Source organism: Bradyrhizobium sp. ISRA436, assembly GCF_029910015.1.
GTDB lineage: Bacteria > Pseudomonadota > Alphaproteobacteria > Rhizobiales > Xanthobacteraceae > Bradyrhizobium.
In genome coordinates this window covers 3,570,321-3,589,671 of sequence record NZ_CP094519.1, presented here as the reverse complement: position 1 = coordinate 3,589,671, position 19,351 = coordinate 3,570,321, and the positions used below count along the sequence as shown (strand labels likewise).

17 protein-coding genes are annotated in these 19,351 nt (G+C 63.3%); 14 read left to right on the top strand and 3 right to left on the bottom strand.

Features of this window, described 5'->3' with window-relative positions; genetic code table 11:
* Nucleotides 1-233: 233 nt before the first annotated feature.
* Nucleotides 234-1,145, bottom strand: a complete 912-nt coding sequence (locus MTX23_RS17015; RefSeq protein WP_280977817.1) for an amino acid ABC transporter substrate-binding protein — start codon at nucleotides 1,143-1,145, stop codon at nucleotides 234-236.
* A 423-nt stretch (nucleotides 1,146-1,568) separates the two neighbouring features.
* On the opposite strand from MTX23_RS17015, the gene MTX23_RS17010 reads away from it, so the two are divergent.
* The 12 genes from MTX23_RS17010 to MTX23_RS16955 all read left to right on the top strand — a co-directional run bounded on the left by MTX23_RS17010 (nucleotide 1,569) and on the right by MTX23_RS16955 (nucleotide 12,963).
* Nucleotides 1,569-1,805, top strand: coding sequence for a cation transporter (locus MTX23_RS17010; protein ID WP_280977816.1), 237 nt, complete (start codon nucleotides 1,569-1,571; stop codon nucleotides 1,803-1,805).
* 45 nt (nucleotides 1,806-1,850) lie between these two features.
* A complete protein-coding gene (locus MTX23_RS17005; RefSeq protein ID WP_280977815.1) occupies nucleotides 1,851-4,307 on the top strand; it encodes a cation-translocating P-type ATPase in 2,457 nt (818 codons plus the stop codon).
* Nucleotides 4,308-4,379: 72 nt separating this feature from the next.
* Nucleotides 4,380-4,784 carry a heavy metal-responsive transcriptional regulator gene (locus tag MTX23_RS17000; protein ID WP_280977814.1) on the top strand — a complete coding sequence of 135 codons (405 nt, stop codon included), beginning with the start codon at nucleotides 4,380-4,382 and terminating at the stop codon, nucleotides 4,782-4,784.
* A gap of 106 nt (nucleotides 4,785-4,890) precedes the next feature.
* A complete protein-coding gene (locus tag MTX23_RS16995; protein WP_280977813.1) occupies nucleotides 4,891-5,151 on the top strand; it encodes a thioredoxin family protein in 261 nt (86 codons plus the stop codon).
* Between the two features lies 1 nt (nucleotide 5,152).
* Complete coding sequence (locus tag MTX23_RS16990) at nucleotides 5,153-5,848, top strand: cytochrome c biogenesis protein CcdA (RefSeq protein ID WP_280977812.1); 696 nt, start codon at nucleotides 5,153-5,155, stop codon at nucleotides 5,846-5,848.
* Nucleotides 5,849-6,289: 441 nt separating this feature from the next.
* Nucleotides 6,290-7,044, top strand: a protein-coding gene (locus MTX23_RS16985; protein WP_280972604.1) for an IS5 family transposase whose coding sequence is annotated in 2 segments (ribosomal slippage) — nucleotides 6,290-6,623 and nucleotides 6,623-7,044 — 756 coding nt in all. Because the reading frame shifts where the segments join, the coding sequence is not laid out codon by codon here.
* A 78-nt stretch (nucleotides 7,045-7,122) separates the two neighbouring features.
* Nucleotides 7,123-8,472, top strand: a complete 1,350-nt coding sequence (locus MTX23_RS16980; RefSeq protein WP_280972939.1) for an IS701 family transposase — start codon at nucleotides 7,123-7,125, stop codon at nucleotides 8,470-8,472.
* A gap of 587 nt (nucleotides 8,473-9,059) precedes the next feature.
* Nucleotides 9,060-9,686 carry an HAD family phosphatase gene (locus MTX23_RS16975; protein ID WP_280977811.1) on the top strand — a complete coding sequence of 209 codons (627 nt, stop codon included), beginning with the start codon at nucleotides 9,060-9,062 and terminating at the stop codon, nucleotides 9,684-9,686.
* Nucleotides 9,687-9,714: 28 nt separating this feature from the next.
* Nucleotides 9,715-10,926, top strand: coding sequence for a gephyrin-like molybdotransferase Glp (glp, locus tag MTX23_RS16970; protein WP_280977810.1), 1,212 nt, complete (start codon nucleotides 9,715-9,717; stop codon nucleotides 10,924-10,926).
* Nucleotides 10,927-11,150: 224 nt separating this feature from the next.
* Nucleotides 11,151-11,855: a transcriptional repressor LexA gene (gene lexA / locus MTX23_RS16965; RefSeq protein WP_280977809.1), complete on the top strand. Its 705-nt coding sequence runs from the start codon at nucleotides 11,151-11,153 to the stop codon at nucleotides 11,853-11,855.
* A gap of 301 nt (nucleotides 11,856-12,156) precedes the next feature.
* Nucleotides 12,157-12,585, top strand: coding sequence for a hypothetical protein (locus MTX23_RS16960; protein ID WP_280977808.1), 429 nt, complete (start codon nucleotides 12,157-12,159; stop codon nucleotides 12,583-12,585).
* A gap of 150 nt (nucleotides 12,586-12,735) precedes the next feature.
* On the top strand, nucleotides 12,736-12,963 hold the full coding sequence (locus MTX23_RS16955) for a hypothetical protein (RefSeq protein ID WP_280977807.1): 228 nt from the start codon (nucleotides 12,736-12,738) through the stop codon (nucleotides 12,961-12,963).
* Here the strand turns inward: MTX23_RS16955 and MTX23_RS16950 are convergent.
* Nucleotides 12,960-15,245 carry a ComEC/Rec2 family competence protein gene (locus MTX23_RS16950; protein WP_280977806.1) on the bottom strand — a complete coding sequence of 762 codons (2,286 nt, stop codon included), beginning with the start codon at nucleotides 15,243-15,245 and terminating at the stop codon, nucleotides 12,960-12,962. The genes MTX23_RS16955 and MTX23_RS16950 overlap by 4 nt on opposite strands.
* Nucleotides 15,246-15,756: 511 nt before the next feature.
* On the opposite strand from MTX23_RS16950, the gene MTX23_RS16945 reads away from it, so the two are divergent.
* Both MTX23_RS16945 and glnA read left to right on the top strand, forming a co-directional pair.
* Nucleotides 15,757-15,939: a hypothetical protein gene (locus MTX23_RS16945; protein WP_028339672.1), complete on the top strand. Its 183-nt coding sequence runs from the start codon at nucleotides 15,757-15,759 to the stop codon at nucleotides 15,937-15,939.
* 114 nt (nucleotides 15,940-16,053) lie between these two features.
* A complete protein-coding gene (gene glnA / locus MTX23_RS16940) occupies nucleotides 16,054-17,484 on the top strand; it encodes a type I glutamate--ammonia ligase (RefSeq protein ID WP_280977805.1) in 1,431 nt (476 codons plus the stop codon).
* A gap of 137 nt (nucleotides 17,485-17,621) precedes the next feature.
* Here glnA and MTX23_RS16935 read toward each other — a convergent pair whose 3' ends face one another.
* Entirely contained in the window at nucleotides 17,622-19,304 is a 1,683-nt protein-coding gene (locus MTX23_RS16935; RefSeq protein ID WP_280977804.1) for a glutamine--tRNA ligase/YqeY domain fusion protein, read from the bottom strand.
* Nucleotides 19,305-19,351: the final 47 nt, after the last annotated feature.

Sequence of the window (19,351 nt, the reverse complement as noted above, 5' to 3'; positions counted from 1 at the left end):
TAGAGGCGCCGTCACGATGTGCCGTACTTCGCCAGAAACATCGCCACCGCGGATCTGACATGCGCCCGGATCTCGCGTTCCGCAGGTCGCTTCCAGTTGGGCCGGACAAGCAGATGCAGATGATATTGCGCCAGCATCAACGGCGATGTGAAGTATCAGGGCGCTTTGCGCGGCGCTGTGCTCTCCGGGTGATTGCAGGTGGCCGATGTTGATGAGAAGGCGCGCGGGGACTGCTACTTGGCGTCGGCGTATACATCCGGATCGAAGCTCGAGTTCGGATTGGCAAACGCATTGCGGAGCGCCGGCGACATCGGGACGTTGTAGTTGATCCCGTTCGGCGGGGTCGGCGATTCCAGCCACTTCTTGTACATGACCTCGATCTCCGGGCTCCGGTAAAGCTCCGCGGTGGCGCGGTCGGCGATCGCCTTGAACGGCGCATCCTCCCGGCGCAGCATGATCCCGTAAGGCTCCGGCTTCGAGAACGTCTCCGTGCTGATCATGTAGGCCGCAGGCTCCTTCGATCGCGCAATCGCCACGGCCAGTTGCACGTCGTCGAGCAGATAGGCCTCGACACGATCGGTCTCCAGCAGCAGGAACGCCTCGGCCTGGTCCTTCGCCGGGAGGATGCTGACGCCCAGCTTGCGCTCGGCGTTGACCTTGATGAGCTGCGCCAGGTTGACCGACCCGGCCACAGCCGTGACGGCCTTTCCTTTCAGATCGTCGATTGTGTTGATGTTGTGCGACTTCTTGGCGGCAAATCGCGTCGCGCTCAGGAAATGCGTGTTGGTGAAGGTCACCTGCTTCTGGCGATCGGCGCTGTTGGTGGTCGCCGAACAATGCAGGTCGATCGTGCCGTTGACCATCAGGGGAATGCGATTGGACGAGGTCACGGGCAGATAGTCGACCGCGATATCAGGCATGCCGAGGTCCTTCTTCACGGCATCGACGATCCTGAGACAGATATCGAGGGCAAACCCGACCGGTCGCTGATTGCCGTCGAGGTAGCTGAAGGGAACGGAGGCCTCTTGATAGCCGAGCGTGATCTTCTTCGTTTCCTTGATCTTCTGGAGGGTGCCGGACAGCTCTTCGGCTGTCGCGGGGCACGCGGCGAGAGAGACAACGAAGAGGACGGCGGGCAAGCGCATCGACTGCTCCTGTGCGATCATGGTTGCAGGCTCTACGTGCCCGAGCCATGCGAATGCCGAGCCGAGACACATTGATTGTGGTGATAGCCTATACGCCTGCCCCGAGGTAGGCGAGGATGTATCTACCAGCTATCGCACTTTGCGATGCGGCGGGCTTTTCGACGCAGGCGTGCGGGGTGCTGAACGCGATGGCCGCAGCAGCATTGGCGGCGCGGCCCGTACTGCAGGAAGGCGATGTGATTTCGCGCCTTGTGCCGCCAGGACCACGGTAACCCGACCGGCCAACGTTCCGATCGCAACGATCGCGAGCGGATTTCCGATCCGCGGCCGTGGTCAGTACTTGCGCTTGACCCTGGAGCTAGGTCCAGGGGTTACCTTGTGCTCAAGCCAAGAACAACGGCGGCAATCTTCAAAGGAACTTCAATGAAAACGACCATCTTCAAAATCGACGGCATGAACTGCGACGCATGCGCAAACACCATCAAGGACCGCGTCGAAAAGGAACCAGGCGTTCGCATGGCATCGGTCTCGTTCGCCGACCGGCAGGCGCGAGTCCTCTTTGATCCCCAAGCCGTTCAGGAAGACCGCCTTGTGAAGGTGATCCAAGGGGACCGATTTCGGGTCGTGTCCCGCGAGCCTGCCGACAAAACTGCCCGCTGATCCACGGCAGACGCAAGTGCGGGGCGAGCGCAAATGGAGGATGCAATGACCGTCGCGACTGGAACAGCTTCCACCTTCACGCCATGGAGCGACGAGCCTTCAACGAGACCAAGCCGACGGAAGATTCGCGCGCGGATTGGCGGACTGCACTGCTCCCTGTGCACCGGCACGATCGAGAAGGCGCTGGGCCGCATGCCCGGAGTGGACAAGGTGGCCGTAAGCCTGACGCACGAGCAAGCGCTCGTCGAATATGATCCGGCCATCGCCCGCCCCGAGGAGTTACTGCAGACGCTGCGTGACATCGGCTACACGATCTCCGATCCTCGCAAGCTCAGAGCCTTTGAGGAAGAAGAGCGGGACCTGGTACACGAGGCACGACGTTTTGTGCTGGCGGTGGTGTTGAGCGTCGCGTCGATCCCGATCATTGCCAATCAGTCCGTCGGTTGGATCGACTTCCTTCCGGCACTGGTGTGCCTGAGCCTCGGCGCTCTTGTTTTCCTGGTCCTGAGGTCGACCGGATTCTGGGTGGCAACAGCGAGCTTCATCGGCCTCGCGGTGATGGCGTTGACGCTGCTGTATCTCAACTTGCGCGGCTATCTGGTCAGCGCCGCTCCATGGTTGACCGGCGCCCTCGCTCTGGCGCTGGTCTTCGGGGTCGGGAGGCACATTCTTCACATGGCCGTTCAGGCGCTTCGCCGGGGCATTCTCAATCAGCATGTGCTGCTGGAGATCGGCGCGTTCGCGGGCATTGCGGGCGGCATCATCGGCCTCGTGCTCAAGCGGCCAGACTACCCGACGGCACCGTTCTTTGACGTCTCGGTGATGGTCGGCACCTATCACATTTTTTCGGAATGGCTGTCGCTCATCGTTAAGACGCGCAGCTCCCAGGCCGTCAAGCGGCTCCTTGATTTGCAGCCGGAGACCGCTCGCGTCGTCCGCAACGGCAAGGAGGTCGAATTGCCGATCGAGGTGGTCCTCATCGGCGACCTCGTGCGTGTTCGGCCGGGCGAGCGCATCCCTGCTGACGGCACCGTTCAGAGCGGCCGTTCCGGCGTCGACCAATCGCTCGTCACCGGCGAGTCAATCCCGGTCGGAAAGGCCGAGGGCGATTCAGTCATCGGAGGCTCGATCAACGGAACCGGCACGCTGCTGGTGCGAGTGACCGCGATCGGCGAAGGTAGCTTTCTCAGCCAGGTGATCCGGCATGTCGAAGATGCGCGGGCGCTGAAGCCGGGGATCTTGCATCTCGTTGACCGGGTGCTGCGCGTCTATACGCCCACGGTCCTTGGGATTGCCGCACTTGCTGTAGTCGGCTGGCTGATCTGGTCTTGGCTCGCCGGCGGACATCTGGATATTGAGCGAGCGGTCTTCGCTGGTCTGAGCGTGCTGGTGATGGGCTACCCCTGCGCGGTCGGCATCTCCGCCCCGCTCTCGATCGTGCGTGGAGCAGGTCAGGCCGCGGAGCGTGGCATTCTGATGCGCACCGGCGAGGCGTTCCAAGGCTTCCGCCTTGTAGAGCGGATCGTACTCGACAAGACCGGTACGTTGACGGAAGGGCGTCCAGTGTTGCGAGAGGCCACAGCCCTTGGCCTGGCCGAATCCGAACTGCTCGCCCTGGCGGCCGCCGCCGAGGCCTCTTCAGAGCATCCTCTCGCGCAGGCCGTCGTGACGGCTGCTTTTGAACGTGGCGTGACGCCCCCGGATGTCGAAAGCTTCGAGGCCTTGCCGGGCAAAGGCGTCGTTGCCCGGATCGGCGGTAGCGAGGTTACGGTCGGCAATCCGCGTTTCCTCGCCGATGAAGAGGTCGATCTCAGCCAGCTGCTGACACGCATCGCGGCTCTCGAGGCCACTGGGCTCACGGTGGTCGGCGTAGCGAGAGACGGACGAGCCCTGGGTATCATTGCGCTCGGTGACACGCTCCGAGCCGATGCCGTCGAGGCCATCCGCAGCTTGCATCGTGCGGGCCTCAGGACCGCGCTCGTGACCGGCGACAATGAGCGCGCGGCTCGATGGGTCGCTCGCGAGGTCGGAATCGATGAGGTTCATGCCGGCATATTGCCGCAGGACAAGGCCACGATCGTGCGCAAGCTTCAAGGTACAGGCCGGGTCGGCATGGTCGGCGATGGCGTCAATGATGCCCCTGCCCTCATGCAGGCCGATGTAGGTATCGCAATGGGCGGCGGAGCCGACATTGCGATCGAAGCGGCCGACATCATCATCCTCTCGAATCGGTTGAGTGCGCTCGTGGAGGCCCGCGAAATCAGTGGCCGCAGCTACCGCAAGATGGTCCAGAACGTTACGCTCGCGTTCCTCTTCAATGGCATTGGGATCCCCATCGCGGCGACCGGCGTGATCAACCCGGTCTGGGCAATGGTGGCGATGGCGGTTAGCGTCACGGCGATCTTCTGCAATTCCCTTTGGGGAACTCCGCGTCTGTTCTTCGATGCAATCCGTAGCGTCGGTCAGCCGATCGTGAATGTTCCGGCGCCGCGATCGCTCTAAAAGCCGCGCCAATTGGCTTGATCCTGGAGTATACTCCAGACTCCAAAACCAGCCTCCGGAGAGGCACGCGGCATGATTACGATCGGCAAATTGGCCGGCCTGACGAACGTCAGTAACGACACCCTCCGCTACTACGAGGAGGAGGGCCTCATCAGCCCGGCCGGCAAAAGCCCTGCTGGATACCGGCTGTACGACCGGGATTCCGCCCGGCGCATCCACTTCATCAAGCACGCCCAGCAGTGCGGGTTCACGCTGGCCGAAATCCGGGATCTCCTCGACCTGCGCAGTCGCGACAAGGCCTGTTGCGGGGACGTTCGCACGCGAGCCATCGAGAAGAAGTTGCAGGTCGAAGGCAGGATCCGAGCGATGAAAGCGATGTCGAAAGCCCTCGATCAACTGATCTCTGAGTGTGCGAACGAGAAGCGGCCGGTCAAAGAATGCACGATCATCGCCGCGCTGGAGCAAGCCAACGGTTAGGAAAGGGTGCAGTGAAACATGAAGGTGGAGATGTTCCATAGCCCAGGCTGCGCCGCCTGCGGGGAGCGATCTTTGGACGATTGCCCAATATTGGCCGTGCTCGAAAATGAAGATCGAACTATTCTACGCACCCGGCTGCACGAAGTGCGCTGACGACAAGGATGCGCTAAGGGCGACGGCGATCGAGCTGGTTCCCGGTCTTGTTTGGCGCGAGCTAAATATACTCGACCAACTGGACTATGCGGTTGAAGTCGGCGTGATCACGCTTCCATCGATTGTAATCGATGGCGATGTCGTCTTTGCCTCGTTGCCCACGTGCGGACAATTGCGCCGCGAACTGGTTAGGCGAATCAACAAGAGAGCCTGACATGGACATGGATACGCTCAGCCAGGCCGTCGAACACGCGAGTTTGTTAGCGCTCGGCGTCGCCTTCATCGCTGGTCTTGTCTTCAGCTTCAATCCGGTAGCGCTCGCGTCAATTCCGGTTTCACTCGCCTATGTCACGCGAGCGCGGAGCGCACAACAGTCGGCGCTCTTCGCTGTTGCTTTCACAGCAGCCATGATTCTTGCCCAGGTCGCCCTCGGCTTTGTCGCTGGTCTTGGCGGAAGTTGGGCCGTACACTTGATCGGACGCCAATGGGGACTCTTGCTTGGGCCAGTTCTCATTGTCCTGGGTCTCATGTGGCCTGGGTGGGTTCGCTTGCGTTTGCCATCGTTTGCGCCGCGCGCGAAACGTCCGAAGACTGCGTGGGGAGCGTTCGCGCTCGGGATTGTCTTTGCAGTCGCGGTCTGTCCGGTCTGCACGCCCGCACTGGTTATTTTGCTCGGTGCAGCGGCGGCAATCGCATCGCCGTTCTTCGGTGCGGCGCTGTTGCTCGCGTTCTCAGTTGGTCGCGCAATTCCGATTGCGTTGGGAGCATGGGCCGCTGGATGGTTGGAAAACCTCAGCGTACTCAGCAACTATCATAAGAGCTTTGAGATTGCGGGCGCCGTCACGCTGATCGCGTCCGGGCTCTACATGCTGAATGCGTACTACTTCTGGATCCCCTCCCTCGCGATGTGAGGACACGGCCACCACTGATGTCTGCATGCTTCTGAGGGTCGTGCGAACGTGACCGGCCTATCAGACTTTCCGGACTTGCGACCACAGGCGCTCTTCACCCCCCGCGCTGGCCCGGCGTGGCGTTCGCGTGGAATCGTGTTGCCGATTGGACACGACGGGCAACTCAGTAAAAACCGTCAAGTCCTCGCGCGCAAAATATTTCTGTTTTGCAGAAATCAAATTCAGTCTATGATCCCGCTCGTCTCACCCGCCTGAGGGGCGCTTCGCGATCGTCACGAGTATTGGGTCGAGATGCGGTGGACGCCGAGCGCGTGACTGACGAGCACGCATGAGGCGGACGGCGAAATCGTGCAGGCCTGACGCCCTAAGGTTTGTACTCAATCAGATGTATAATTTTACGTGGAGATATGATTCAAGCTCTGCATTTGCGGGGCTTGGATCATGGCGGGCGAGTTTTGGTTGAATGATCGGCAGTGGGCAGCAATCGAGCCCTTGCTGCCGCAAAATCAGCCCGGCGCTCGTCGAGTCGATGATCGCCGCGTGATCAGTGGCATCATCCATGTGTTGAAGTCCGGCTGCCGCTGGCGCGATTGCCCGGCAGTGTTCGGCCCTTACACGACCGTCTACAATCGCTGGAACCGCTGGTCGCGGCGCGAGGTCTGGCGCAATCTGTTCGAAGCACTTCGGGGCCTGTCGCCCGATGACGACTTCCAGGCCATCGATTCCACGACCGCCAAGGCGCACCGTGCGGCGGCCGGTGGAAAAGGGGGGCGGAGGCTCAGGCCATCGGTCGTTCCCGCGGTGGCAGGACCACCAAGATCCACGCCGTCTGCGACAGTCTCGGACGCGCCATCGCGCTCGAAGTAACGCCAGGTCAGCGTGGTGACATCCGCGCGGCGCTGCCCCTGCTCAGCTCTCTGCCACCACCGCGTTGCTGTGCGGCCGACACGGCCTATGACGCGAACGAACTGCGGCAATTCCTCATCGAACGGGGAACAACCCCGGTCATCCCAAACAATCCCACCCGAAAACGCTTCCATCCGTTCGACCGCGCCGCATACAAGCGGCGCAACCTCGTCGAGCGCATGTTTTGCAGGCTCAAGGACTGGCGGCGCATTGCAACCCGCTATGACAAGCTCGCCAGAAACTTCCTCTCGGCCGTCAATCTTGCTGCCGCTATCATTTGGTGGACCTGATTGAGTCCGGACCTTAGCACTACTTTGGCAGATTATCGCTTTTACTGCGTTTTTTAGGATTCCCGAATCGATTTTTCAATGATTCATGGGTGGTCGGCTCTCGGAGGGCTGACCATGGCGGAGTGGGAAGACGAACTCGAACGCTGGCTGAAGCCGTTCCTGGATCGGTTGGGTCATAGGACCCGGCGGCGGATGTGTCCATTGTACGTTGCGGGATTGATCGGTCCCGGCGACCGCAAAAGCGTTCAGCCGATGGCGGAGCGCCTTGCCGCGGGCAACTACGATCAGTTGCACCATTTCATTGCCGACGGTGTCTGGGACGCGACTCCGCTGGAATCTGAACTGTTAAATCAGGCCGACCGGCTTGTCGGCGGCAAGGACGCGGTGCTCGTTATTGACGACACCGCAATGCCGAAGAAGGGCGAACGCTCGGTTGGCGTCGCGCCTCAATATGCGTCCTCTCTTGGCAAAACGGCAAATTGCCAAACGCTGGTGTCGCTGACCCTTGCGCGCGGCGAAGTGCCAGTAATGGTCGCGCTGCGTCTCTTTTTGCCCGAAAGCTGGACGAGCAATGTGTCTCGTTTGAAGCGTGCTCGCGTGCCGATCGAACACCGAACGGCACGATCCAAGCCGGAAATTGCTTTGGCCGAGGTTGACCGAGCGATGGCAGCCAACGTGCGCTTTGGATGCGTGCTGGCGGATGCAGGATACGGGCTTAGCGCACCGTTTCGACAGGGGCTAACAGAACGCGGCCTGGCCTGGGCCGTCGGCATCCCTCGGCATCTCAAGGTGTATCCGGTTGATGTACAGCTCATTTGGCCGATTACCAAAGTCCGCGGGAAGCCACGAAAGCACCACGTACCAGATGTCTTATCGATTGCGGCAGAACAAATGCTGGCCAGCGCCAAATGGAAAACCGTGAGTTGGCGCAGCGGAACGAAAGGTCGTCTGACAGCCCGATTTGCTGCTGTCCGTGTCCGCACCGCCGACGGCCCTCCGCAGCGGATTTGGGACAAGGGTCAGCAGCATCTCCCAGGCGACGAGGCCTGGCTCATTGGCGAGCAACGCGCCTCCGGGGAGAAGAAATACTATCTCGCCAATCTCCCGGCGGCGACGGATCTGCGCACGCTGGCCGCAACCATCAAGGCACGGTGGATTTGTGAGCAGGCGCATCAGCAGTTGAAGGAGGAGCTTGGACTGGATCACTTCGAAGGGCGATCATGGCAAGGTCTTCATCGCCACGCCCTGATGACCATGATTGCCTACGCCTTCCTGCAACATCGTCGCCTCGCACACGCGGGGCGGAAAAAAAAGAATCAACGGGCCTCCGCCTCAACCAACCATGCCCGCCGTACGTCACGCCATCGTCGATCTCATCCTTCGGCCGCCGTCTCAGCAGTGCCCATATTGCCGAAAGCAAATCCTTGAAAAGCAGTCGCGCAAACACATTCTGCCAAAGTAGTGTTAGTGGCAGGTGTCTCCTTGCAAAGCGCGCAGCGCTTTTGCAAAGACGGTGACAACAAAGCCCAGTCTCGCCGGGGAGAGCACGTATAAGCCGTAAACCATCGCGCAGGGAAAGCCGGGATTGCTCCGGTTTCACCTGTGGTCCTACCTCCCGTGCTTTCCATTCGCACGGGACCCATGGGTGCGATCGGCACCCGGCTTTCCCTGCGCCCTCTGCTCAAGAGAGGGCGAAACGAACGGCAAAAGCTCGGACAGATCATGTCGCGGGAACGCGAAGCCATATCTCCACGACTGTCATCGCCCGCGAAAGCGGGCGATCCAGTATTCCAGAGGCAGCAGTGATTGATCCGGGAGGCCGCAGCGTACTGGATATCCCGCATGCGCGGGGTATGACGGCGGGGCGATGGATTGCTTCCGCCCTCGCCAAGGCTTCGGCGGACAAGTCGTCGCGGTCGCTCCTCGCAATGACGTGAGCTGAGGGAGCCATCATCGAGGACGCCCCAATCGAAGACATTGCTGCCTGCCCGCAATTTTCGTACACCGTTCATGCAATGACCACGCAACTCTCCCCCAATTCCGTCGACGTGCTGCTGTTCGATATCGGCCGCGTCGTGCTCGACATCAGCTTCGACAGGGTGATGGCGAACTGGGCGGGACACGCCGGCTGCGCGCCTGCCGATCTCGCACGGCGCTTCGTCGTCGACGACAGCTTCAAGCATCACGAGACCGGCAAGGTCGACGACGCGGCGTTCTTCGCGAACCTGCGCCGCTCGCTCGGCATCGACCTCACCGATGCGCAGTTCCTCGAGGGCTGGAACGCGATCTTCACCGGCGAGATGCCGGGTATCGCGCCGCTCCTGGCGACAGCCGCGAAGCGGATGCCGCTCTATGCCTTCTCGAACACCAACCCGGCCCACATCGCGCATTTCTCGGTCGCCTATGCCGATCTGCTCAGGCATTTTCGCAACGTGTTCCTGTCGTCGGCGATCGGCCTTCGAAAACCGGACGCCGAGGCCTATGATCATGTGGTAAGAGCGATCGGCGTGCCGGCGTCACGGATCCTGTTCTTCGACGACACGGCGGCCAATATCGAGGGTGCGCGGGCGCGCGGCCTTCATGCCATCCATGTGACATCGACGGATGACGTGGCAAGGGCACTCACCGCACTTGGAATATGAAGACCTTGGGATTTGAGGAGCCCTGCCCGTGGCCCTGATGCCGGTTGCCGATGCCCTGTCAGCCATTCTCGCCGGCGCCGAACCGCTGCCGGAGGAGATTGTCGCACTTGATGCCGCCTACCACCGCACGCTGGCGCGCGACGTCGCGGCCCGGCGCACGCAGCCGCCGCAGGCCATGTCGGCGATGGACGGCTATGCGGTGCGCGCGGCCGATGCGTCCGACCTGTCGGCCAGGCTGAAGGTGATCGGCGAAGTCGCCGCTGGACGGCCGTTCGAGCGGACGGTCGGCGCGGGCGAAGCGGTGCGGATCTTCACCGGCGGCGTGATCCCTGACGGCGCCGACGCCGTCATCATCCAGGAAGACACCCGGGCTGACCGCGACCACATCACGATCACCGAAGCCGCTGCGAAGGGGCGGCACATCCGTCCCGCGGGCGTCGACTTCCGCCAAGGCGACGTGCTGCTTGCGGCCGGCAGCCGCCTCTCCGACCGCGCGCTCTCGCTCGCTGCGGGCATGAACTATCCGGAACTCGCCGTGCGCCGTCGTCCAAAGGTCGCGGTGCTGGCGACCGGCGACGAGCTGGTGATGCCTGGCTCCTACCCCGGCCCCGGCCAGATCGTCTATTCCAACGGCTACGCACTGCGGGCGCTGGCCCGCGCCGAGGGCGCGGAGACCGTCGATCTCGGGATCGCCGCCGATACGGTGGCCGCCACCACGGCGGGTGTCCGCCGGGCGCGGGAGGCCGATGCCGACATCCTGATCACCACCGGCGGCGCCTCGGTCGGCGACCATGATCTCGTCAAGCAGTCGCTCGAGGCTGAGGGCGTCCAGATGGCGTTCTGGCGGATCGCGATGCGGCCGGGCAAGCCGATGATGCATGGCCGGCTGGGAACAATGCGGGTGATCGGCCTGCCCGGAAATCCGGTGTCGTCCTATGTCTGCGCCTTCCTGTTTCTGGTGCCGTTGATTCGCGCCCTGAGCGGGCGAAAAGTGATCCATCATGTCCGCGACAGCGCCCTGCTTGGCCGTGACCTCGCCGCCAACGATCAGCGCGAGGACTATCTCCGTGCGCGGCTCGAAGAGCGCGACGACGGCACGCTGATCGCGACACCCGTCACCCAGCAGGACAGCTCGCTGTTGGGGAATCTTGCTGCGGCACGGGCACTTGTGATCCGTCCGCCGTTCGCGCCGGCGGCCGTCAAAGGCGAGGCGTGCGAGATCCTGACACTGCCTGAGTGAGGCTTTGCGACCGCACCAATCTGGCGCGAGCGGCTGCATTCACCGGAAATTAAGTGGTTGCGGAACACATATCGAACATATAGTGTCCGTTCATGATTTGTTTCGAGTACTGGTGTCTACAAATGGGAGCGCACTGAGGAGTGTCGCAAGTCTCGCGCTCCCGAGGTCAGGCTCCCTGAAGGTCTCGGAATCGAACGACGCTATCAACCGGGGGAATACTCGAGATGCTCACGCGCAAACAGTACGAACTTCTGCGTTTCATCAATGAACGTCTGAAGGAGGCCGGCGTCCCGCCCTCTTTCGACGAGATGAAGGATGCGCTCGACCTGCGCTCGAAGTCCGGTATCCACCGCCTCATTACAGCGCTGGAGGAGCGCGGTTTCATCCGCCGCCTGCCGAACCGCGCCCGCGCCATCGAGGTGATCAAGCTTCCCGAACTCTCTGCCGGCGGCGGCAACGGCCGCCGCGGCTTCACCCCGAGCGTTATCGAGGGCACGCTCGGCAAGCGCTCCAGCACGCCGCAGATCGCCGAGGATGACGGCAACCGTCCGGTCGCCGTCCCTGTCATGGGCCGGATCGCGGCCGGTACGCCGATCGAGGCGCTGCAGACCCGCAGCCACACCATCAGCGTGCCGCCGGACATGCTCGGCGCCGGTGAACATTACGCGCTGGAGGTACGTGGCGACTCCATGGTCGACGCCGGTATCCTCGACGGCGACATGGCGCTGATCCAGCGCAATGACACCGCCAATACCGGCGACATCGTGGTGGCGCTGATCGACGAGGAGGAAGCGACGCTGAAGCGCTTCCGCCGCCGCGGCGCGTCGATCGCGCTGGAGCCTGCCAACACCGCCTATGAAGTGCGCATTCTGCCGCCAAATCGCGTACGGATCCAGGGCAAGCTGATCGGGCTCTATCGCAAATACTGACCGCGCGGCATGTCCAGGCCGTGACCGCGTGCAGCGCGGCGTGCCTTCGTGCAGTCGAACATGTGTTGTGAGGGAACGAGCGAGGCGCAGCGCCGTTGCTTCATGGACTGCGCTGCGTGAGTGCCTCCGGCGCGTCCCAATACCACCGGGACGCTGTAGCGCGTTTGTGATCGGAGCCTTCCGCAGCCAGTCGTACAATCGCCCAGAAACGAGAACATACTCGTTTGCTGTCGTCCACTCTGGTAGAGGCCTGCGCCTCAGGAGAGGCACGGGTCGCTATCTCGAAATGAGGAGCCATCCGATGTGTGACTATAGTCTGCACGCCGTGGCATCGCGCCCCGCCGTTGTCGGAGAGACGCTGATCACCACGACATTCCGCGGCACGTCAACCCGCGGCTTTGCTTCGGAGAGCGATCCAAATGTCGCGGTCTGCATGCTTCCCGGCACCGAGCTCGCGTTCGTCGAGAACGTGCGCTACGACAGCCGCTGGATCTGGACCAAGACGATCGGCTTCCGCGTTGGCGTGTTCAACGAAGTCGAGCCCGACGTTCCCGATCGCCATCATGATGCGGTCGAATTCCCCGACGGCAGCCATGTGCTGGTGACCCAGCTCGTCGAAGGACAGCACGTCACCGTACTGCAGCTACCCGCTCTTCACCCGCCTGTCGTCGAGAAACCGAAGGTGGTCGAGCGGCGGCCCTCTGCATTCGCGTCGCTGTTTTTGGGTTGAGCGCATCATGGCCGCAGGATGAGTTTGGACCTGCGGCATGTGACCTAACCGATTTCGAGCGACCCCGGACTTCGGGTTCCGGGGCGCGTCTGGGGATTTGCGTCGGACGGCGCCTTGGCGCATCATCGCTCACGGACAAGGACGTGCTCGGTGGTCGACAAGGTCACATGGCAAAAGGCTGGACGCGTCACGGAGCCGGGCCGCTACATGTTCCGGTTCGGCTGGCTGACGGTGACGGCTGACGACCTGAAGGTCTGGCAGCAATTCCCCGAAGCGACGTTTACCCTAGTCAAGAAGCCCGACGCCGATCCTGACTCGGACGAGTATCACCTCGGCGCCTTTGACCTGCCGACCCATCCCCTCCCCGATCAGCACTAATCGTCGCCCTGCAGATCGGCCTCCGCCGGGGTCGCATCCACCGCCGGGCGCGGCGCGCGGCCGGGCGGGCGCAGCGCGGTCTCGCTCTCGGTGTCGCCGGGAACCGCCGGCGACCATGGCCGGTCGATCCCGCCGGGCCTGACCGCATCGACGGCAAAGCCATCGCGAGTGCGACGCAGCACCAGCGCGCCGTGGCGCCGCAGCCGTTCGGCATCGATCACCGAGGCCGCGCAGCCCTGCGGCGCCGGCCGTGCCGTCACGATCAGCGCCGCACGCTCGCAATCGTCGGCCAGCGCCGCGGGCCGCATCGCCAGCGAAACGAGCATGCCGCCCGCGCCCTGGGTCACACAGCCGTTCTCGTCGCAGGAGACGCCGTCCGCGAGCGAGGGGTCGGCCGCCGTGCGCGCGTCGGCATCCGCCGCCAGCCATTCTTTGACCAGGAAGGCGTCCTTGCCGCTCCGCATCAGATGCAGCCGCCCGTCGCCGCCGCGGACCGCCACATTGCGGCCGTCGGCCGCGACCAGCACGTCCGGCTGCGGCACCCGCACCGCCCAGATCAGCGCCACCGCAAGCAGGGCCGCGCCGGACCAGCGCAACGGCGTGCGCAACAACCCGAGCAGGACGAGGCCGGCGCTCGCCACGATCAGCGGTCCGGTGCCGAACGCGGCCATGCGGCCGACCGCGCCCGGCAGGCCGGCGACCCATTGCGTCACCACGATCATCCAGTCGATGCCAACGCCCATGATCGCCCAGAACACGCCGTCGAACCCGAACGGCATCGCGGCGAGCCCCAGCAGGCCCGCCGGCATCACCACCGCCGACACCACCGGCATCGCCGCGAGATTGGCGAGCAGCCCGTAGGGCGTGACGCGATGGAAATGGAACGCGGCATAGGGCGTCGTCGCGAGCCCGGCCACCAGCGAGGCCAGCACCAGCATGGCGATCTCGCGCCCGCCCCACAGCGCCACCCGCGCCGTCACCGAGTGATCGGGTGACGCCAACAGGCTCGGCATCCCGATCTGCACCAGCGCCACCAACCCGAGAGTGGCCGCAAACGACATCTGGAAGCTCGGATGAACCAGCGCTTCCGGCGCGATCACGAGCACGATCAGCGCGGCCACCGCCAGCGTGCGGAAGGTGATCGCGCGGCGATCGACGATCACAGCAATCAGCACCACCGCGGTCATGAAGAAGGATCGCTGGGTCGCGACCTCCGCCCCCGACAGCATGAGATAGAACGCGGCGGCGACGAGGGCTGAGGCGGCCGCCCATTTCTTGATCGGATGCCCCGCCGTCAGCGCCGGGAACAGCGCGAGCAGCGCACGCACCGCGAAGAACACCACGCCCGCGACGACCGCCATGTGGTAGCCGGAGATCGACAGCACGTGGCCAAGCCCCGAGATGAACATCGCATCGTTGACCGGCGTCGTGATCGCATCCCGCCGGCCGGTGAGCAGCGCGGTCGCGATCGCGCGCTGGTCGCCGTCAAGCGTGGTGCGAATCCGCGCATCGATGGCGTCGCGCAGGCCTTGCATGAAGGCGGCGTAGCGCAGCGCGAAGCCGCCGCTCGCCGGCGGCTCCGTCGTCTTGACGGCACCCATCACGAAGCCCGAGGCGCCGATGCCCTGGAAATAGAGGTCACGGCCGAAATCATAGGAGCCCGGGCGCTGCGGCCCGAGCGGCGGGAGCAGCCGCGCCTTCAACGCGACGAAGCTGCCGACTTCGGGCGCGGTGCCCTTCTTGACCGAGAGCCGCACGCGATCGAGCCTGGTCGCGTCGCGCGGGCTCTCCATCGAGACGACGCGCAGCACGAAACGGTCGGTCTTCTCGCGGATGTCGCGGGTCTCGACGAAGCCGGTCAGCGCTACCGAGAACATCGGCCGGGCCAGCACGGTGTGCGCGACGTGCGCCGTCCTCCACGTCGCGGTGGCAAAGCCCGCAGCCACCGCCGCCACCATCACGATCGCGGGAAACAGCCGCTGCCGCCGCAGCATGAACGCCAGAGCACACAGTGCGATCGCGACTGACGCCGCGACCCACAGCACCGGCTCGTGTTCGGCCGCGAAATAGAGCGCGATACCGGTACCGAACGCCACCGGCACCCAGGGCAACAGCCGCCCGGCGCCGGCCTCGGCGCGGGCCCACTGCCGCAGTGTCTCGACGAAAGACGGCCAGATGCTGAGACGCGCCGGGATGTACCCGCCAGCCGGGACGGCCGCGCGCGGCGGCCACGTCCCCGCGTAGCCGCGTTTACCGCCCGGCGTCGTGCCCTGCTCCGCCATCTCGCTTGCGATCCCTGCCGGGACGCAAGGCTAGCGGAAGCCGCGGTCAGCCGACTAGCGGAACGAATGCAGAATACGGACAGACAAGGCCGGCCACTAGGATCCAACGGCCGCCCGCAATCGCCCCATGCCAGCCACAGCCCCCCTGCTGAGGGGCGGTTGCCCCCTACAGCAAGTGACATGATCCGCCCTCGGCAAGTGCGGGACGATATTTCCGGATCGCCCCGCCGCGCCATCCTTCTGCGAGATTTTCTCGCAGATGTCGGTGCGTCAACGCGGGCTCAGGGAATCCGATTGACACAACTCCCGCCTCTCCTCCCGCCAGCGGATGGCGGCTGGGCCAGTAGCTCGGTCGGCTTGCCTACACGGTAAGCACGACGCCCGGAGAGCGCTCTTGCAATCGCGCTGCAGCAAGATGCACACTGTCTGCGCTTGATGAGGTGTCAACGTCTGCTGTTCGCGGTCCGACCGGTGCTCACGGTTGCGCTCGGGACGAGAGGAGTATGACGCCATGCGAGAAATCGAAATCCACAACTATGCGCGGCAGTTGCTCGAGGCACATGGCGCCAAGGCCATTGCGGAAGCGGCCCAAAACGCCATCGAGCTCGAAGCAAAAGGCGAGGCCGAGCTGGCCAGAACATGGCGGCATATCGAAGACGCCATGAAGTTGATGCGCGGGCCGCACCAAAGCTGAGGCTGCCAGCGCGCGGCGCAAAACGTAGAGCAGGATCCGTCTCAAGCCGCCTTGTGACGGCTGAACGACAGCACAATCTCAACGACGCGGCTCTCCATGACAGGAGTTGAAGCCATGTTTCCGAAGTGTGCGACAGCCGAAGATCTCGTGAAGGCGATCACGGACGAGAAAGTGCAGATGATCGATCTGCGATTCACCGATTTGCCGGGGGTGTGGCAACATTTTTCTGTCCCGCCGAGCGCGGCGAGCCTCGACGCCCTCAGCGAAGGGATTGGATTCGACGGCTCATCAATCCGCGGCTTTCAGGAAATCCAGGAAAGCGACATGCTGGTCGTCCCGGACCCGACCACGGCTTTCCTCGACCCCTACTCCCCTGCATCCACCCTGGTCTTGATCTGCAACATCCGCGACCCCGTAACAGGTCAATCCTATAGCCGTGACGCCCGCTATATCGCCCAGAAGGCCGAAATCCACCTGAAGGCCACGGGCCACGCCGATACCAGCTACTTCGGTCCGGAGGCGGAGTTCTTCGTGTTCGACAGCGTGCGCTACGCACAGGGCATCAATTACGCCTTCCACGAAATCGATTCCAGTGAAGGCAGCTGGAACACGGGCACAGAGGAAGCGCCCAATCTGGGACACAAGCCGCGCCCGAAAGAGGGATACTTTCCGGTTCCCCCCACGGACAGCATGCAGGCACTCCGCACCGAAATGGTGTTGACCATGGAGCAGCTGGGCATCCAGATCGAAGCCCATCACCATGAAGTCGCGACCGGCGGGCAGAACGAAATCGACATGCGCTTCGCCACGCTCACGCGCATGGCGGACAATCTGATGATCTACAAATACGTGGTGAAGAACACTGCCCGCCAGAACGGTATGACCGCGACATTCATGCCAAAGCCGCTGTTCGAGGACAACGCATCCGGAATGCATGTTCATCAGTCGCTGTGGAAGGGCGAGACCAACCTGTTCTACGACAGGGGCGACTATGCCGAACTGAGCCAGCTCGCCCGCCACTATATCGGCGGCCTGTTGACCCATGCCTGGGCATTGTGTGGGCTTTGCGCCCCAACCACCAACTCCTATCGACGTCTGGTGTCGGGCTATGAGGCTCCGATCAACCTGGTCTATTCCCAACGCAACCGATCGGCCTGCTGCCGCATTCCGATGTATTCACCGAACCCGAAGGCCAAGCGCGTCGAATTTCGCTCACCGGATCCCTCCTGCAATCCCTATCTGGCCTTTGCCGCGATGCTGATGGCAGGCCTCGACGGCATCCACAACAAGATCGACCCGGGCAGCCCAATCGACAAGAACCTCTACGACCTGCCACCCGCCGAGGCCAAGGAGGTGAAGTCGACGCCGGGGTCACTGGACCAGGCGCTGGATGCGCTCGAACGCGATCACGCGTTCCTGCTACGGAGCGATGTCTTCACCGCGGACGTGATCGAAACCTGGCTCGACTACAAACGGAAGAAGGAGGTCGATCCCATCAGATTGCGACCTCATCCCTACGAATTCCATTTGTATTACGATATCTAGCGGCGGCCGGCAGCACCGGCTCGTGCTCGGCCGCTAAATTGAGCGCTCAACCTAATCTCATCACGCGCTAGCAGAACGAAGCGGTAGTTCGTGCGGATCGGAGCACCGGCGCCTGTCGAGACGCGAGGCTGAAAGGCCTAGCCCTTCCCGCCGACTTCCTTGGCAAAGGTGTCGCGCAGGCCGATCGTGCGGTTGAACACGAGCTTGTCCGGGGTGGAGTCCGGGTCGCGCACGAAATAGCCTTGCCGCTCGAACTGCATCGCGTCGGGCGAATTGCTTTCGGCGATCGCGGGCTCGACACGGGCGTCAGTCAGCACTTCGAGCGACTGCGGGTTGAGGTCGGCGGCGAAATCGGCGGCGTTCGGGTTCGGATTGGCGAACAGCTGGTTGTAGATGCGGATCTCCGCCGGCTTCGACTGCGCGGCCGGGAGCCAATGCATCGTCGCCTTCACCTTGCGGCCGTCGGGTGCATTGCCACCCTTGGTCGCGGGATCGTAGGTGCAGCGCAATTCGACGATCTCGCCGGCGTCGTTCTTCACTACGCCCGTGCACTTGATGAAGTAGGCATAGCGCAGCCGCACCTCATTGCCGGGCGACAGACGGAAGAACTTCTTCGGCGGGTTCTCCATGAAGTCGTCGCGCTCGATATAGAGCTCGCGTCCGAACGCAATCTTGCGGGTGCCGGCCTCCGGATTGTCCGGATGGTTAATGGCCTCGATCTCCTCGACCTGCCCTTCCGGATAGTTCTCGATCACGACCTTCAGCGGCCGCAGCACCGCCATGCGGCGCAGCGCGGTGCGGTTTAGCTCCTCGCGGATACAGAATTCGAGCATGCCGACATCGACCACGCTGTTGGCCTTGGCGACCCCGATGCGCTTGATGAATTCGCGCACTGCGGCCGGCGGCACGCCGCGCCGCTTCAGGCCGGCGATGGTCGGCATGCGCGGGTCGTCCCACCCCGAGACATGGCCGTCGCGCACGAGCTGGGTCAGCACGCGCTTGGACAAGAGCGTGTAGGTCAGGTTCAGCCGCGCGAACTCATACTGATGCGGCTTCGACGGCACCGGCAGCTTGTCGAGCAGCCAATCGTAGAGCGGCCGGTGATCCTCGAACTCCAGCGTGCAGATCGAATGGGTGATGCCCTCGATCGCATCCGACTGGCCGTGCGCGTAGTCGTAGCTCGGATAGATCGACCATTTGTCGCCGGTGCGCGGATGGTGGGCGTGCAGGATGCGGTACAGCACGGGGTCGCGCAGGTTGATGTTGCCGGCGGCCATGTCGATCTTGGCGCGCAACACCCGGGTGCCGTTCGGAAACTCGCCGGCCTTCATGCGGCGGAACAGGTCGAGGTTCTCCTCCACCGAGCGGTCGCGGAACGGCGAGTTCTTGCCCGGCTCGGTCAGCGAGCCGCGCGAGGCACGGATCTCCTCCTGCGACTGGTCGTCGACATAGGCATAGCCGGCCTTGATCAGACCCTCGGCCCACTCATACAGCCGCTCGAAATAGTCGGAGGCAAAGAAGAGGTTGGTCCCCCAGTCGTAGCCAAGCCAATGGACGTCGGCCTGGATGGAGTCGATGTATTCCTGCTCCTCCTTGGTCGGATTGGTGTCGTCGAAGCGCAGGTTGCACTGGCCCCCGAACTCCTGGGCGATGCCGAAGTTGAGGGCAATCGACTTGGCGTGGCCGATGTGCAGGTAGCCGTTCGGCTCCGGCGGGAAGCGCGTCACAATCCGGCTGTGTTTGTGGGAGGAGAGATCGGCCTGGACGATGTCGCGGATGAAGTCGCGCCCTGCCTCTGCCGTCGCCGTATCAGTCGTCATCTATGGGTTCCCTGGAGGAGTCTGGCGGACCTTCTGCCAAATTCGCG

What these genes read in the sequence shown, in the direction of transcription:
- MTX23_RS17015 (WP_280977817.1), bottom strand. Translation starts at nt 1,145, where the DNA reads ATGCGCTTGCCCGCCGTCCTCTTCGTTGTCTCTCTCGCCGCGTGCCCC.
- MTX23_RS17010 (WP_280977816.1), top strand. Translation starts at nt 1,569, where the DNA reads ATGAAAACGACCATCTTCAAAATCGACGGCATGAACTGCGACGCATGC.
- MTX23_RS17005 (WP_280977815.1), top strand. Translation starts at nt 1,851, where the DNA reads ATGACCGTCGCGACTGGAACAGCTTCCACCTTCACGCCATGGAGCGAC.
- MTX23_RS17000 (WP_280977814.1), top strand. Translation starts at nt 4,380, where the DNA reads ATGATTACGATCGGCAAATTGGCCGGCCTGACGAACGTCAGTAACGAC.
- MTX23_RS16995 (WP_280977813.1), top strand. Translation starts at nt 4,891, where the DNA reads ATGAAGATCGAACTATTCTACGCACCCGGCTGCACGAAGTGCGCTGAC.
- MTX23_RS16990 (WP_280977812.1), top strand. Translation starts at nt 5,153, where the DNA reads ATGGACATGGATACGCTCAGCCAGGCCGTCGAACACGCGAGTTTGTTA.
- MTX23_RS16980 (WP_280972939.1), top strand. Translation starts at nt 7,123, where the DNA reads ATGATTCATGGGTGGTCGGCTCTCGGAGGGCTGACCATGGCGGAGTGG.
- MTX23_RS16975 (WP_280977811.1), top strand. Translation starts at nt 9,060, where the DNA reads ATGACCACGCAACTCTCCCCCAATTCCGTCGACGTGCTGCTGTTCGAT.
- lexA (WP_280977809.1), top strand. Translation starts at nt 11,151, where the DNA reads ATGCTCACGCGCAAACAGTACGAACTTCTGCGTTTCATCAATGAACGT.
- MTX23_RS16960 (WP_280977808.1), top strand. Translation starts at nt 12,157, where the DNA reads ATGTGTGACTATAGTCTGCACGCCGTGGCATCGCGCCCCGCCGTTGTC.
- MTX23_RS16950 (WP_280977806.1), bottom strand. Translation starts at nt 15,245, where the DNA reads ATGGCGGAGCAGGGCACGACGCCGGGCGGTAAACGCGGCTACGCGGGG.
- MTX23_RS16945 (WP_028339672.1), top strand. Translation starts at nt 15,757, where the DNA reads ATGCGAGAAATCGAAATCCACAACTATGCGCGGCAGTTGCTCGAGGCA.
- glnA (WP_280977805.1), top strand. Translation starts at nt 16,054, where the DNA reads ATGTTTCCGAAGTGTGCGACAGCCGAAGATCTCGTGAAGGCGATCACG.
- MTX23_RS16935 (WP_280977804.1), bottom strand. Translation starts at nt 19,304, where the DNA reads ATGACGACTGATACGGCGACGGCAGAGGCAGGGCGCGACTTCATCCGC.